Annotated in this window: 8 protein-coding genes and 1 pseudogene; 2 read left to right on the forward strand and 7 right to left on the reverse strand. The window is 62.0% G+C overall.

Features of this window, described 5'->3' with window-relative positions; all coding sequences use genetic code 11:
* Window positions 1–84: 84 nt before the first annotated feature.
* The gene (locus E8M01_RS04620; RefSeq protein ID WP_170181780.1) at window positions 85–5,298 is read right to left on the reverse strand and encodes an FG-GAP-like repeat-containing protein; all 5,214 of its coding nucleotides are present in this window, start codon (window positions 5,296–5,298) and stop codon (window positions 85–87) included.
* A 1,516-nt stretch (window positions 5,299–6,814) separates the two neighbouring features.
* Window positions 6,815–7,387: a toxin-activating lysine-acyltransferase gene (locus E8M01_RS04625; RefSeq protein ID WP_136959043.1), complete on the reverse strand. Its 573-nt coding sequence runs from the start codon at window positions 7,385–7,387 to the stop codon at window positions 6,815–6,817.
* Window positions 7,388–7,719: 332 nt separating this feature from the next.
* Between E8M01_RS04625 and E8M01_RS04630 the strand changes: the two are divergent.
* Window positions 7,720–8,118: pseudogene (locus E8M01_RS04630) on the forward strand (phosphotransferase); the annotation flags it as partial.
* Between the two features lie 10 nt (window positions 8,119–8,128).
* On the opposite strand, the gene E8M01_RS04635 reads toward E8M01_RS04630, so the two are convergent.
* From E8M01_RS04635 to E8M01_RS04655, 5 genes are all read right to left on the reverse strand, one after another.
* On the reverse strand, window positions 8,129–9,466 hold the full coding sequence (locus E8M01_RS04635) for an amidase (protein WP_136959045.1): 1,338 nt from the start codon (window positions 9,464–9,466) through the stop codon (window positions 8,129–8,131).
* 10 nt (window positions 9,467–9,476) lie between these two features.
* The gene (locus tag E8M01_RS04640; RefSeq protein WP_136959046.1) at window positions 9,477–11,231 is read right to left on the reverse strand and encodes a TRAP transporter large permease; all 1,755 of its coding nucleotides are present in this window, start codon (window positions 11,229–11,231) and stop codon (window positions 9,477–9,479) included.
* Complete coding sequence (locus E8M01_RS04645) at window positions 11,228–11,896, reverse strand: TRAP transporter small permease subunit (RefSeq protein ID WP_136959047.1); 669 nt, start codon at window positions 11,894–11,896, stop codon at window positions 11,228–11,230. Before E8M01_RS04645 ends, E8M01_RS04640 begins: the two co-directional genes overlap by 4 nt.
* 115 nt (window positions 11,897–12,011) lie before the next feature.
* Entirely contained in the window at window positions 12,012–13,145 is a 1,134-nt protein-coding gene (locus E8M01_RS04650; RefSeq protein WP_136959048.1) for a TRAP transporter substrate-binding protein, read from the reverse strand.
* A gap of 703 nt (window positions 13,146–13,848) precedes the next feature.
* Window positions 13,849–15,048, reverse strand: a complete 1,200-nt coding sequence (locus E8M01_RS04655) for an IS256 family transposase (RefSeq protein ID WP_136959049.1) — start codon at window positions 15,046–15,048, stop codon at window positions 13,849–13,851.
* A gap of 182 nt (window positions 15,049–15,230) precedes the next feature.
* Here E8M01_RS04655 and E8M01_RS04660 point away from each other — a divergent pair, with 182 nt between their 5' ends.
* A complete protein-coding gene (locus E8M01_RS04660; RefSeq protein ID WP_136959050.1) occupies window positions 15,231–15,587 on the forward strand; it encodes a hypothetical protein in 357 nt (118 codons plus the stop codon).
* The last annotated feature ends 50 nt before the right edge of the window (window positions 15,588–15,637 follow it).

Here is a 15,637-nt window from a genome sequence, read left to right on the forward strand (position 1 = left end):
TGCGAATCTCGCTTCAGCCTCGTTCGCCTTGCGAGCCCGGGCCGACGCCGTCCCCATCTGTCGACGTTACCGAAAACCCAATGGCTATGTCATGATATTGTCGAGCGTGATTGTCGTTGCGACGACATTTTGAAGCCTCACAGCCGTTACCCAGTCCTGATTGGGGGTGGGATTGCTGTCGATCTGAACCAGCGTGTCCGCACCTGATTGTAAGAATTTGACGACGCCGTCGTGCAGGCCATCGGCACCAGCATAGCCGGTGGCAGCCAGAAGGCCGTGCAACTGCAGGACGTCACCGCCAGCGCCGACTTGAAAATCCGTAATGGCCTTACCGGTTTCGTTCAACGCATTGAAGACGAAGATATCGGAGCCAGCTCCGCCAGTCATGATGTCGCCGCCAGAGCTAAAGCTCCAGACAGCTGTCTTGCCGCTCGTATCGGCCCAAAGAAGGTCCGAGACCTTATCTCCATTGAGATCACTGACGCTCTGGAGTCTCCATGTGTTGTCCAGCTGCGAGGCGAGCGCGTCAAATTTGGCAATCTGACTACCGTTCATCTCCCAGATCTGAACGGCATTGGAAGTGCTGACCCAGACGAGATCGTCCTTCCCATCGCGATTGAAGTCGCCGGCGCCCGCCAAGCGCCATTCGGCTCCCATCCGGCCGAAATTCGCTGAGAAGCCGGACAGGTGCGAGCCGTTCATGGACCACATGGCCACTGTGCCGCCGGTGTCTTGCCAAACGAGGTCGTCGCGGCCGTCGCCGTTGAAATCCCCTATCGCTGCGACATGCCACTCCGCACCCATATAGCCGTCCGGCGTCGTAAAGCTCGTCAAGGTCAAGCCGTTCATGAACCAGATGGAACATGTGTCGGAGCGCCAGAAAAGGTCGGATTTTCCGTCACCGTTGAAGTCGCCGATACCGGCAATCTTCCATTCCGCTCCCATTTGACCCGCCGGAACTCCAAACGATTGAATTGTCGCGCCATTCATCTGCCAGATCGCGACCTGGCCTGCCGTCGTCCAGGCAATGTCAGCCTTGCCGTCGCCGTTGAAATCGCCGGTGCCGACAACAGTCCATTCCGGCCCCATGTGTCCGTCGACGTAATTGAACTGCGACAGCGCTCCGCTGCCGAACGTCCAGAGCGCCACGTTGCCGCCACTCGTCCAGGCCAGGTCCGCGACGCCGTCACCACCAAAGTCGGCGGAACCGACGATCGTCCATTCAGCGCCCATCTGGCCCTGCTGCGCTGGCTTGCCGGCAAGGGACAAACCGGAACTATTGGCTCCGCCGATAAGAATATCGTTGCCGGCTCCGCCGCTTAAAATGTCGTTGCCGCCGCCACCGTTGATCATATTGGCGGCATCGTCGCCGCTCAAGATATCGTCGAAATCCGAACCCCGCAGTACCTCGATCGAATTGAACGTATCCCCGAAGGCGTCACCGGTATTCAATGCGGGATTTAGCAGCGAGACGACCAGCCCAATCAGCGAATTCGAATAGGAGGCAGTGTCGTTGCCGGCACCGCCGTCGATGACATCGGCCCCCGCCCCGCCGTCCAGGACGTCGTTGCCGTTACCGCCGCGCAGAATGTCCGCGCCGGCGCCGCCCAAGATCGCATCGTCGCCGTCGAGGCCTTCGAGCAGATTGGCATTGCCGTCGCCGGAGATCTCGTCGGCATATTTCGAGCCTTTGACGTTCTCGATGCTGATGAAGACGTCGCCCGTCGCCTCGTTCAGGTTCCTCAGGTCCTGCGGCCCGGTCTGTGGTGTCAGCGACACCACCACGCCTCGGAGCGCTTCGTTATAGGCCGCGGTGTCGATGCCATCGCCGCCGTCGAGGCTGTCCATCCCAGCGCCGCCGATCAGCGTATCGTCGCCGGCGCCACCTTCCAGCCGGTCGCTGCCGTCAATTCCGCGCAGCAGATCGTTGCCAGTGCCGCCGACGATCAGGTCATTGCCCGACGTGCCGGCAATCAGGTCGTTTCCGCCATTGGCATAGACATGCGCCCGCGACCAAGCCTCGTCGCCAGGCGAAATGATCGACACGATCTCGCCCGTCGCGCCGAAGGTCACGATCAGCATGCCGTCCTGGAACACCAGTTCGACTTGGGACGCGGTCGTGTTCGATGCCAATGCCGGTCCGCGGGCGATCGTCAGATAGGTCGTCGCGTCATAACCGACCGCAATGCTGGTCGCAGTGAGTGTGAACGCGGCCCTGAACGAAACCCCATCCATGAAGACGACGCGATCTCGCGTCATCACGATATCGTCCGGATAGATGATCATGCCGCCGCCGGGTGTCACGAACGGCGCCGACGGACCTGGCACGGAACCACCGGTCTCGGCATAGAAGACATCCGCGCCACAACCTTGGCCAAAGACCAGGATATCGCTGCCGCCCCGGCCATAAATGGCCTGCGATCCGGCATCAGAGGGATTGAAGATCTGCTGTTGCCCGTCGCCGACGGTTCCGCCATAGGCCATCGACTGGACGATCTGGGCGGCCGTAAAGCTGCCGCCCGCGACGACATCGATGCGATCGATCATCCCCGTACCGAAGAAATCTTCTATAATGAAAGAAGGGCCGGAGATGGCGAAGAGGCTGGAAAAGACATTTACACTTGTTCCGCTCCTCCCGAAGGTAACGAACTGCCATGGGTAGGGCGTGTCATAGCTGACGACATCATAGTCGCCATTGCGATTGCCCAGCGCGTTGCGGACCGTATCGACCTGCGCCCCTGAGATGACGTAGACGTCATTGCCGGCCCCGCCGGCGAGCACGTCGCCCCCTGCACCACCATCCAGCGTGTCCTCGCCGGCGCCGCCCGCGAGAAAATCATTGCCTTCGCCACCCGCGAGGCCGTCATTGCCGGCGCCGCCCGACAGGAAGTCGTCGCCCCTTCCGCCGTCGAGCGTGTCATTGCCCTCGTCGCCAAAGAGCCAGTCCTGGCCGTCACGCCCTTCGAGCGTGTCATTGCCGACGCCACCGACGAGAATATCGGTGCCGGACGTGCCCCGGATGATGTCGTCGCCGGCGCCGCCATCGGCGCGGATGACACTATAGGTCGGGTTGGAAAACAGGTCGGCGAATTGCTGCGCGGTAATCGGCGCATTGGAGGCACCGAGCAGGCTGTCCTTGAGCGCCAAGGCATAGTCGGCGACGACCTTGGTCTCCGCATCGGAAAACCGCGTCGTCAGATCAATCAGGTCGTTGCCGGCAGTGCCGTCGACGCGCGCCGTCCGCCCCGGCCCGAAGAAATTATCCATGCCGCCGACTGTCGCGCCGGTCACGGGATCGACCAGCAAAAGCATGTCGCCGTCGAAATCGGGACGGGCGGCGATGGCTTTCTCGAGCAGGCCCCGGCTTTCGAGGATCTGGCTCATGCCGCCGATGAAATCGAACTTCGAGGCATTGTGTAGACCGAGATCGCGCGCCCGCATCAGCGTCGCGATCCAGGTCGCGGCATACTCGCCGACCTGGGTCTGGCCGTTGGCCAAGGTCTTGATATCCGCCTGGATCAAATAATTGATCAGCGCCGTATTATCCAAGTAGTAGCGGAAATCCTTGGCGATCTTCAGGTCGAAGGCGAGTTGCGTCAGCGTGGCCCGTGCACCCGGCGCGCCGGCCACATAGTCCCAATTGTTTTCGGTCTTGGCCAGGGCTTGCCAGGCATAAAAGGCGCGCTGCACCACGATGTCGCCGCCAACAATGGTGGTGTTGGCGAAGGTGCGCGTGGTGCCGTGTTCGACGACCTTCGTGAAGGCCTGCTGCGCCGACAACTGGTCGGGAACCCGGATCTCATAGGTCCCGGGATTGGTGACGAAAGGCGTGCCGCCCGTCGCGCCCGACGCCACGACGTCATAGGCCATGTATTGATCGGCGAAATGGCCGAAGCCGACACGGAACATGCCGGTGACAGGATCGATCCGGCCGCCGGTCTCCTCGAGCAGCGAGCGGATCGAGGCTTCGGCTGTCTCCAGCATCGCTTTGGCGAGATCGATATTCGGGCCATTCGAATTCCGGATCAGCCGCTCGCCGAAGTCCTGTTTCGCGGCGTCGTAGGTCAGTTCGTAGAGCGAGGCTGAATTACCGTAGATCTGGTTGCCCATCCAATTGCCGAGCAACGTGCCCAGAAGCGCGCCGATGAACGGGCCGATGATCGGGATGCCCCAGGTGATCGCGGTCAGTGCGGTTGTCAGCACCGTTCCGGCAATCGCCCCCAAGGCGCCGACCGCGGAACCGAACAAGGCTGATTGCGGACCGTGGACCGGCAGAATGGCGTTGCCCAGCTCCGAGCCGAGCATGCTTGCCAGCGACGAGCCGATCTGGCCAATCATCGCACCGCTGTTGAACCCGTCGAAGAGGGTCGCAGCGGCACCCTGATAGAGCGTTCCCGTCGCGATATTGCCGATATTGGTCAAAAACTGCGTGGTGATCGCATTGCCGGCTGTCGTGAACAGCTTGGCCTCGAAGCCTTTCAGCCCAACGGCTTCCGCCAATTCGCCCATGAGGATAGCCGACAGCGCGCTGGCGGCACTCGGCATGATGTTGGTCGAGAGATTCTGACCAACCCGATAGCCAAAGGCGGCAAAAGCATTGTCGATGCCGAGGTCGAGCAGCGTCGTGCCATTCGGGCCGGATGCGAGAATCGACTTTTCGAGCCCCCCGGAAAGGGTTTCACCGACTGTCTTGCCAATGGCCGAGAAGAATGTGCCGGCAGCGAATTGCGCGACTTTGTTATCGCCTGCAATGGCACGGCCGAGCGAGGCACCCAACGACGCGCCGAGATTGCCTGCGGCAACAATTACGCCATCGACCTGAACGGACTGAATACGCTGAAAGTCGGGGCGAATATCGGTGGGCTGGCCACCCGTCGGACCGACGGGCGTGGTTTGGGTGATGACAGCAGGACCGTGAGGGTTTGTTGTTACGCCGCCGCCCCAGATTGCGGAACCCATCTCATCGATGGTTCCATCCGGCCGCACCCACGGATTCGGCGCCGCATCAAGAAGCCGCGCCTCTTGATAGATATACTTAAAGCCGCTCGCGTCGTAACGCGTCTCATAATAGATCTGCTCACTTCCCCGAATAAATACGGCTCTGTCTGGGTTATTTTCTGGCCCACCCCAACCCAAGACAACTGCATTCGTTGGAATATAGTCAAACACGGAGTCATTATGCACTCGTAAATCTTCGGCCACGTACGTATGATCATTCGCGACTTCAAAATTGTAGGTGCGCCACCCCTCTTCCATCTGTGGCGCCAGCGCTAGACCGCGAGCGGTTGCGTAGCGCATGATCGATGCCTGCGGATAGAGACTGGCGGACTCCGCAGAATACTCAATTCGACGATAGGTGATGGCGACCGTCTCACCGTAGATGTCAATGAGGTTGCACCCAAGGCATGCTGCCTCACGAGCCTCACGCCACACTCCATCCGCACAGATAATTACGTGCCCGCCCGTGAGCGCAACAGCTCTAAATGAGGATCGCTGAAAGCCCCTAGCTTCAATTACGAAGAAATGATCAGTAATATTCTCAAACAACCGCGTAACGCTAGCAGCGCCAAGCACTCCGCGTCCGCCATCGGCAAACTCTCTAAAGGACGCCACCATATCGCCAACTTTTATGTCTTCGATAGGGCACCGAGAACCATTGGCAAGGAGAATACTTGTGCCGGCCGGGAAACAGCGCGGCGGTGGCGGCGGAGTTATGACAGGAAGAGGCGCACCATCTGATGAAAAACGTCCCGAATTGTAGTTTGCATATCCGGTCTTTATGGCTGTGACATTATCGATATTATTCCAAAATGCTCCCGACGTATCAAGACTCGTTGATCCACTTCTGAGGTATATATCGATGAGCGCTTTTGACCCGTTGTATATACCGCCTCCGGCAATCGTCACCGACTCCGGCAATCCTGCGGCCGCTGATACAACGCCAAAATGAAAAGACGCTGCGTCCTTAAACTCAGGCACAAATTCTGCGTATCCGCCTCCCGACACATCATTGTATGTTCGCTGAAGGTCCTGTGACCCGCCGGCTCTAAAGCTATTTGCAAGCTGTCCAAAAAAAGTCGAGACACCTATTGTTCCACCAAAGACAGTTGCAACTCCGGGTGCATTTACTGCGGAGGCCCGATAGTCATCTCTAAGGCTATATCCAAGCTGCACAGCCGCATTGAGGTCATAGTTCGCTGGAACAACGTAAGCACTTCCCGTTCTTGGATTTATTATATCGACTCCATTTATGTCGACCAATGTCTTTGCGGCAATAAAACGACCGGAGTTGTCCTGCACATTAAAGAACTGCTGGGCCATCTGGTTCTTCCGATTCGGCTAGCAATCGACGCGAATCATGTGAATACTACTGCCGTAGTCCGATTTCACTAACTTGTACCGACAGCTCTGAAACGGCCCAAAGCCTCTAATATTTTGCGGAATGTCATTTATTGAAATCTGATTGGAATTGAATCTAGTAAAATATCTATTCGGATCATAGATTATGGCAATCTGGGTCGTGTATCCTAGGAAACCAGAATCACACACACCAATTTGCTTGAAATCTACCGGTTGCCATGTCTTGGTGAGCATCTCCCGCTGATACAAAGAAAGATCTCGGTCAAAATTTGCACCAATAGATTTTTCGTCGCACCCGCAAGCAATACAAGCACTTGATATGCAAAAAACGACAGAAATCCGCAAAAATTTTGCAAATTTAACCGACGAAAATGAATGCCTGCAATGAGAGAAAGAAACGAAATTACTCAAATTCAATTTGGTATGAGTTATATTATTTTGCATCTCTATCATTTTAAATCTTCTTCATGACGTGCAATTGCTTAGGCGACTGGCCTCCCTCAGGGGACTGCAGCGAAATACGCTCGACCAGCCTTTCCTTTAGGCCACTGGCCCAATCCTGCGGCCTCATCGTCGGCACCCCAGCATCAAGCCGTGCGGCCGTCGCCTCGTCCACCTTCGCGATGAGATCGACCGCCACGGGCGTACTGTGCGGATCGTAATAGAGCTTGAACTGACGCAACAGCACAGGCGGCATGACCAGCCACTCCAGGTCAGCCAGCTGGTAGTGCTTGTGCTTCGGCGATTGGGTCATCAGCCAGACGATTTCACCGAGGATCGCGGCCACCGACTTCTGCGCGCCACGCTCCTGCGCCTCGGCGTCGAGCTGAGCGATCTGCTCCGGCGTGTAGCCGGGCGCACTCCTTGGAGGATTCGGCGCCTCGGCATTGATGCCTGGCTTGCCGTTACGATCTGTGGGGGCACTTTTTCGCCGGCCTTGCGCACGCTTCTTATCACTTGCCGGCACAACGTATCCTTGCAGACTGTTAACCACGACACTCAGCCACGGGACCAGTTTGGCTGTCAATGGCGGCTTCGAGGGAGAAACAGGATAATCTTGCTAGAGGTATTATAATACTACTAACAACTTCAAGAAACTTGAATAGTCCAGTGGCGTTATTACGTAATGTCTTCGCATGACACTGGCATCAGGACGCGACAGCCTGTCTCGCATGTTGTGGCGATTGCTATTTCTGCTTGCCAGGTGTTGCTCAGAGAGCGGATCACCCCCTTCGAACATTTCAGGCCCGAACAATCCACCCCAAGCCCCACCGCCGGCCAGCTTCCCGCGCCCAGCTCTTCCCGCCTCGGACTACGGGACACGTACCCATTGCCCTTTTTCGATTACGGCGACACGTGTTCGACCATCGGCTCGACCACCGCCTCGCCGCGGCCCGGGCGCGCATGGCCGCGGGGCTGGTCGACGAGACCGATTTCGACGACGAACGGCTCGGCCGGCCCCTGCCCGACCTCTATCGGCAGTTGATCGCGGACCGGCCGCCTTCAGAGATGCTCGTCGTCACCCATGGCGACGCCTGCCTGCCCAATCTCATCGCCGGTGAAACCGGTTTTGCCGGCTTCATCGACTGTGGCCGCCTGGGGCTCGCCGACCGCTATCAGGACCTCGCTTTGGCCTCCTGGAGCATCACCTACAATCTCGGCGCGGCCTGGGTGGCACCGTTCTTCGGGCATTACGGACTGCCGGAGCCCGATCCTGCGCGGCTCGCCTATTACCGCCTGCTCGACGAGTTCTTCTAAAGCCGCGCGATCAGGCTTCGCTTGCCAGTTGCTCGACCAGCAGGCGGGCGGTCCTCAAGAGCCGCCCGTCGTCGCGCCGTGCGCCGACCAGCTGCACGCCGATCGGCAGGCCGTCGGCCTCGAGCAGCGGCAGCGTCACCGCAGGCACGCCGAGATAGGTCCAGAAGGCGTTGAACACGGGATCGCCGGTATGGTCGATGCCTGACGGCGCCGGCCCCGGCGCGGCCGGCGTCAGGATCGTGCCGTGGCTGTAGAACAGCTCCTCGACCGTGCGGTAGAGCGCTTCCCGGTCGCCGAGCGCCGCCGCATAGTCGACGGCGCGGGCGGCACGGCCCTCCTCGATCATCTCGATCAGCTGAGGCGAGACCAGCTCGGGCGTGCGGTCGAACAGTGGGCCGAAATGATGCGCCAGCTCGACCATCTGGATGGTCCGGGCAGCGGCGACACCCCTCTCGATCGATCTGTCGATATCGACCTCGATCACCTGGTGGCCGAGCGCCTCGGCGAGCTCGCCGAAGGCGTCGCGCATGCGTGCATCCGCAGCCCCCCAGGCCGGCGACCTGACGAAAGCGAAGATCGGTGGGATCGGCCAGTCCATGGTCGCCAGCTGGACGAGCCCGGAGCGGCTCGACGCCAGGCTCGACGCATCGCGCGGGTCGTAGCCTTGCAGCACGTCGCCGGCGAGCGCCAGGTCCTCGATCGAGCGAGCCATGACACCGACCGTGTCGAGCGAATGCGCCTGGGTGAGCACGCCGGGGCGTGGCACCAGGCCGAAAGTCGGCTTGAAGCCATAGACCCCGCAGAACGAGGCCGGGCGGATCACCGAACCGGCGGTCTGGGTGCCGAGCGCCAGCGGCACCATGGCGTCGGCAACCGCCGCCGCCGAACCGGAAGACGAGCCGCCTGGCGTATGGGCAGGGTTGTGCGGATTGCGTGTCGGGCCCGGCCGCCGGGCGGCAAGCTCGGTGGTCACCGTCTTGCCGATGATGATGGCGCCGGCGGCACGCAGCGCCGCGACGCAGGCCGCGTCCGCTGCCGGCCGGTGGCCGACAAAGGCCGGCGACCCATGTTCGGTCGGATAGTCCGAGGTGTCGATGACATCCTTGATGGCGACCGGCACGCCATGGAGCGGACCGGCGCCCTTGCCCTCGCGCCGCGCCTCGTCGGCCTCGCTTGCCGCGCGCAGCGCATGGTCCGGATCGATGTGGACGAAAGCGTGGATCGCGTCCTGGCGTGCCGCGATGCGGTCGAGACAGGCCCCGACCAGCACCTCGGAGGTAGTCTCGCCGCGCCGTATCAGGTCGGCCGCCGCGGTGGCGGTCAGCCGGGTCAAATCGTCATGCGTCATGGCTATGCGCTCAGGTCCCGCCATAGAGGAAATTGGGCAGCCAGACGGTCAGGCCCGGCCAGACGTACATGATCACCATACAGAGGATGACGATGAGCATGTAGGGCATCATGCCGGCGAAGATCTGATTGATCGTGACGTGTTTCGGCGCGACCCCCTTCAGATAGAAGGCCGACATCGCCACCGGTGGCGACAGGAAGGCTGCCTGCAGGTTGACGAACACCAGGACGCCCCAGAGCACCGGGTCGATGCCGAAATGTTTGAGCATCGGCAGGAAGATCGGCACGAAGATGATGATGATCTCGGTCCATTCCAGCGGCCAGCCGAGCACGAAGATGATCGCCTGCGACAGGATCATGAACTGCATGGGCGTCAGGTTGAGCGACAGCACCCATTGCTCCAGCAGCGCCTGGCCGCCGAGAATGGCGAAGACGCCCGAGAACAGCGCCGAGCCGACGAACAGCCAGCACACCATCGAGGTGGTCTTGGCGGTGAGAAACACCGCTTCCTTGGTGCGCGCCCAGTTGAGCGTGCCGGCATGCAGCGCCAGGAGAAACGCGCCGGCGGCACCGACAGCGGCCGACTCGGTGGCCGTGGTGATGCCGAACAGGATCACCACCAGCACGACGGCGGTGAGGATGCCGAGCGGCAGGATCGACGTGGTGAGCAGTTTCACCAGCTCGAACCGGTCCGCCGTCATGCGCCAGTAATAGCGCGCGAGCATCAGCGCCGAGGTCGACGCCAGGCCGGCAAACCACAGGTAGAAGGCGCGCGCCGGTCCCTTCTCGGCCGCGGTGGTCGGTTCGCTCGCGATGCTCACCGAACCCAATTGCTCGAGCCCGGCGGGGCCGGCCTCGACCGCGCCAGCCGGCAGATGGATGACCACGTACCACCAGATCAGGCCATAGGTGCCGGCGGTCAGCACGAAGGGCACCAACGCAAAACCGAGATTCTGCAGCAGCGCCTTGTAGCCCATCGGCCGGCCTTCGAATTCGATGGCGCGGGCCTTGGCGGGCGAGATCAGCGCCTTGATCAGGCCGGCTGGAATATTCGCCGAATAGGCCGCCTGGAAGCGCCCCAGCCAGTCGGGGATCGGCACCTTGGTCTGCTCGGGCGGCAGCGGCGGCGCGAGCTTCGGATTGATCAGCGCCGAACCGACAATGTAGACGAGATAAAGCAGGGCCAGGAAGAACCCCGGGAACATCGCCGCCGCATAGAGCTTGACGATCGACTGCCCGGCGACCGCTGCATAGACGATGATCATCACCGAGGGCGGGATGAGGATGCCGAGCGTGCCGCCCGCGGTGATGACGCCGGCGGCGAGCCTGACGTCATAACCCGCGCGCAGCATCGGGTTGAAGGCGATCACCCCCATCAGCACGACCACGGCGCCGACCAGCCCGCTCGCGATGCCCCAGAAGGTGCAGACGATCAATGTCGCGACGGCCAGCGACGCCGGCACTTTCCGGAACGCCAGCTGGATCGAATAGAACATCTTGTCGACCAGCGCGCCGCGCTCCATCACATAGCCCATCAGCACGAAGAGCGGGATGGACAAGAGCACGTCATTGGTCATCGAGCCGTAGGTGCGTTGCACCATCAGGTCGAAAACGAGGTTGTCGTTCCAGGCCTGGCCGGATTTGAAATAGGCGATGAAACCGAAGAAAATACCGAGCCCCATCAGCGTGAATGCGGTGGGAAAGCCCAATATGATGACGACAACGATGAGCCCCAACATCAGGAGGCCGAGGGCTGGATCGCTCATGGGCGGATGTCTCCACCGAGGCCACGCTGGCGCGCCGCCTCGTCGATGTCCTTGGCCTGCTCGATGGCCTGCTTGCGCGTTTCCTCGTCGACGTGCTCACTCTGGGCGAGCTGCTGCTCGACGACATCGATCTCGTGCACGTCCTTCAGCCGGCTCGGCCATTCGCCGGTCTTCAGGCAGACGATGCAGCGCAAAATCTCCGCGAGGCCCTGCAGCATGACCAGCGCACCGGCGATCGGGATGACCGTCTTGAACGGATAGATCGGCGGCCCGTCGGCGGTGATGCTCGAGTGCTCGCCAATGCGCCAGGAATCGGCGGCGTAATAATAGCCGGCATAGATCAGCGCCAAGATGCCGGGGACGAAGAACACCAGGTAGAGCACGAGATCGAGCGAAGCCTGGATGCGCGGCCGCATCGAGCTGTACAGGAAGTCGCCCCGCACATGGGCGTTCTGGGCCAGTGCATAGGCCCCGCACAGCATGAAGGCCGAGCCGTAGAGCATGTTGCTCGCGTCGAAGATCCAGGCGGTCGGCGCGTTCAGGACGTAGCGCTTGAACACTTCGCCGCAGACCAGCAACATCAAGGCGACGACGAGCCAGGCCGCGGCCTTGCCCACCCAGGTACTAATGCCGTCGATCGTATGCAGGAATTGTTGAACCGTCATGGCATACCGGAGTTGGGGCGCGCGGGCCGCCGCGCGCCTCGGCAAGGGCAAGGCAACAGCAAGCCAAGGCCGGCACCATTCGCCCGCGAGGAGCAAGCGGGCCGGCGATGTCGCGTCAGCGCTGCCTTGCGACGCCGCTGGCGCCGAAATAGTGGTCATAGGCCATGCGGCGGCTGACCACGGTGTCCTGCTCCCACTGGGTGGTGCGGCGGGCGAAGGCGATCTGCGATTCGATGATCTCCTTGAACAGCGGATTTTCCGCCGACTTCTTGGCGACCACTTCGTCATAGACCTGCAACTGGCGGCGCAGGATCGCGTCCGGGGTCTTGAAGAACCGGACGCGGTCCTTGGTCTGCAACTCGATATAGTCCTGCGAATAACGATCGATCGCCTTCCACGACATGTCGGAGGAGGCAGCCTCGACCGCGTTTTCGATGATCGATTTGATCCGGTCCGGCAGCGCGTCGAACTTGGTCTTGTTGAACGAGATCTCGAACTGCTCGGCATTCTGGTGGTAGCTCTGCAGCATGCAGACCTTCGAGACGTCGGCGAAACCGAGCACACGGTCCGACGACGCGTTGTTGAATTCGGCCGCGTCGAGCAGGCCGCGATCCATCGCCGCGACGATCTCACCGCCCGGCAGCGCATTCACCGCCGCACCCATGGCGGAGAAGACGTCGATCGATATGCCGACGGTGCGGAACTTCAGGCCCTTGAGATCGTCGACGCTGGTGATCGGCTTCTTGAACCAGCCGAGCGGCTGGGTCGGCATCGGCCCATAAGGGAACGACACGACATTGGCGCCGATGGAAGCGTAGAGCTTGGCGAGCAGTTGCTTGCCGCCGCCATATTTGTGCCAGGCGAGCAGCATGTTGGCGTCCATCGCATAGCCGGGGCCCGAACCCCAGAGCGCCAGCGCGGTCTGCTTGCCGTAGTGATAGACGACCACGCCATGGCCGCCATCGAGCGTGCCGCGCGAGATGGCGTCGAGCAGGCCGAAGGCCGGGACGACGGCACCGGCCGGCAGCACTTCGATCTTGAGATCGCCGCCGGTCATGTCGTTCACCTTCTTGGCGAAGTCGATGGCGAATTCGTGGAAGATATCCTTCGACGGCCAGGTGCTCTGCCAGCGCATCGAGATCGGGCCTTGCGCCTTGGCGACGGTGGGCGCGGCAACGGCGGCGGCGGCGACGATGGCCGAACCGCGTAGGAACTTCCGGCGTGATTGTGTCGTGTCTTGTACGGTCATGGTGGACCTCCCTGATGTCAGGACCTCTTTTCGGGTCATCTGTTCAATAGTGGACACCGGCAACGCCCGAACGCAAGGGCAATCACGCGACCGATTGCAAACGACGCGACGGTCGTGTTCGACCCCGGAAGGACTTCCGGCATGAAGCCGCCGGGGCGACTGCCTCGCGGTCAATTTCATCGCCGCCGATGGCATCGACGAACCGCCTGCTATTGGGTGCGCGCCGCGCTTTTCAGATGCAATCCGCCGCATTTATTGCGGTCTTACTCGCTCTCTCCGCGAGGGTCTGTATCGCGGCGCTTGCCGGCACCGGCGGGAGGCACCGGAAACCCTCCGCTCGCTCGTCTCTAGCGCCATGTCTCTCCGTCATCCCAGATATTGGCTGCAGCTCCGGCGAGATCTTTGGCTCGCTCATCGTTTCACCGCCCGAGCGGCTCTTTTGGTCTATTTCGTTTTGCTGCGCCGCGACCCGGCCGTTTGTTGTGGCGGCGGCCGACCCGGTCCCGTCATGCGAACTTCTGCTTGACCGCGCAGCGTCTCGCGCGATGGTCGTTCCGGATATCCGCGGCAGGCCGACTTCAGCGCGCACCAAGCGGGCCTCCGCCACCGGATCGACGTCCCCTGGCCGCCTCACAGGGGTCATGTCCCGTAGCGTGGTGTAGCTGGCGCAAGGCCCCACGATCGCCGGCATAGGCCGGGCTGGTCAGGCTGCCACGGCTGGCAGGCCGACACTAGGATCATCGCTCAGGCCGGCCATGGTTTCCAGGGTCATGTAGCGGGCCCGCTGGACGGCCCATTCATCGTTCTGTTCGAGCAGGATCGCGCCGACGAGCCGGGCGATGGCGGCCTCGTTGGGGAAGATGCCGACCACCTCGGTCCTGCGCTTGATCTCGCCGTTGACGCGCTCCAGCGGATTGGTGCTGTGGAGCTTCGCCCGATGTTGCGTCGGGAAGGTCATATAGGCCAGCACGTCGGTCTCGGCGGTATCCATCAGAGCCGCCAGTTTCGGCACCGTTGGCCTGAGCTGGTCGGCGACCCGGCGCCATTGCTGGCTGGCGGCGGCGGCATCGTTCTGGGCGAAGGCGGTGGCGATGAAGGCTGAGACAACGCGCCGCCCGCTGCGGCCGGCATGGGCGAGCGCATTCCTCATGAAGTGCACGCGGCAGCACTGCCAGGTCGCGGTGAGCACCTTGGAGACCGCCGCCTTGATGCCTTCGTGGCTGTCGGAGACGACGAGTTTTACGCCGCGCAGGCCGCGTCTGGCCAGTTTGCGCAAGAACGCCGTCCAGAACGTCTCTGCCTCGGAGGGGCCGATATCCATGCCCAGCACCTCGCGCCGACCGTCGCCGCTTACACCGACCGCCACGATCACCGCCACCGAGACAATCCGGCCGGCCTGGCGGACCTTCACATAGGTCGCGTCGATCCACAGATAGGGCCAGTCGCCCTCGATCGGCCGGTCGAGGAACGCATGGACGCGCTGGTCGATTTCCTCGCAGAGCCGGCTGACTTGGCTCTTCGAGATGCCGCTCATGCCCATCGCCTTGACCAGGTCATCGACCGAGCGGGTCGAGATGCCCTGGATGTAAGCCTCCTGGATCACCGCGGTCAGCGCCTTCTCGGCCAGCCGGCGCGGCTCCAGAAAGCCCGGAAAGTAGGAGCCTTTGCGTAGCCTCGGGATGCGCAGCTCGACCGTGCCGGCGCGGGTCTCCCAATCCCGCTCGCGATAGCCATTGCGCTGGGCCAGGCGGTCCGGGCTCTTCTCGCCGAAGCCGGCGCCGGCAAGGCCGCTGACCTCAAGCTCCATCAGCCGCCCGGCGGCAAAGCCGATCATCTCGCGCAGCAAATCGGCGTCGGGGCTCTTCTCCAGCAGCCCGCGCAGGTTCATCATCTCGTCGGTCATCGGTGGATCTCTCGGTTCGGGGTTGGTCGTCGCAACCCAAACCTAACCGGCAACCGCCGATGACCACCCGTCAGTTACACCACCAGTCGGGACACGACCCTCACAGGCTTTTGACCCCGGGCGGTTTGCACCGCACAGTCTCGTGTATTGCGTCGCATCATAGCGCTCGCTAAGCCTGCCTCATGACCGGCAACTGGACATTGTTCATTGCGCTTGTGCTGGCGGGCTGGATGTTTTCGGCCGGCCACACCGGGCCAAGCCATGCCGCCGCGGCCGACCTGGTGTTTCAGGCCGGATCAGTCGGCACCGACCGGTCCGGCGACAGGCACGGCATCGGCGAATTCGCCGAGCTGACCGCCGACGAGGACTGGCCGGATCTGGATTGCCAGGGCTCCATTCTGATGCCGCGGACCTTCAGCCGCGGCGGCGGTCCCGAGCGGCGTATCGGCACGACCGGGACGCCGGCGGCGCGATCGGCAACCCTGCCGCCGCACGAACGTCCGCCGGACCTTCTGCCGCGATCGTCCGCGCACGCCTGACTCCAGTCCGCGCAGCGTCGTGACTCCAGTCCGCGCAGCGTCGTGACCCG

This window comes from Phreatobacter stygius, from assembly GCF_005144885.1.
Classification (GTDB): domain Bacteria; phylum Pseudomonadota; class Alphaproteobacteria; order Rhizobiales; family Phreatobacteraceae; genus Phreatobacter; species Phreatobacter stygius.

Bases quoted from the DNA above. Each gene is read 5' to 3' on its own strand.
- E8M01_RS04655 (WP_136959049.1), bottom strand. From the start codon at position 15,048: ATGACCGACGAGATGATGAACCTGCGCGGGCTGCTGGAGAAGAGCCCC.
- E8M01_RS04645 (WP_136959047.1), bottom strand. From the start codon at position 11,896: ATGACGGTTCAACAATTCCTGCATACGATCGACGGCATTAGTACCTGG.
- E8M01_RS04650 (WP_136959048.1), bottom strand. From the start codon at position 13,145: ATGACCGTACAAGACACGACACAATCACGCCGGAAGTTCCTACGCGGT.
- E8M01_RS04660 (WP_136959050.1), top strand. From the start codon at position 15,231: ATGACCGGCAACTGGACATTGTTCATTGCGCTTGTGCTGGCGGGCTGG.
- E8M01_RS04635 (WP_136959045.1), bottom strand. From the start codon at position 9,466: ATGACGCATGACGATTTGACCCGGCTGACCGCCACCGCGGCGGCCGAC.
- E8M01_RS04640 (WP_136959046.1), bottom strand. From the start codon at position 11,231: ATGAGCGATCCAGCCCTCGGCCTCCTGATGTTGGGGCTCATCGTTGTC.
- E8M01_RS04620 (WP_170181780.1), bottom strand. From the start codon at position 5,298: ATGCGCTACGCAACCGCTCGCGGTCTAGCGCTGGCGCCACAGATGGAA.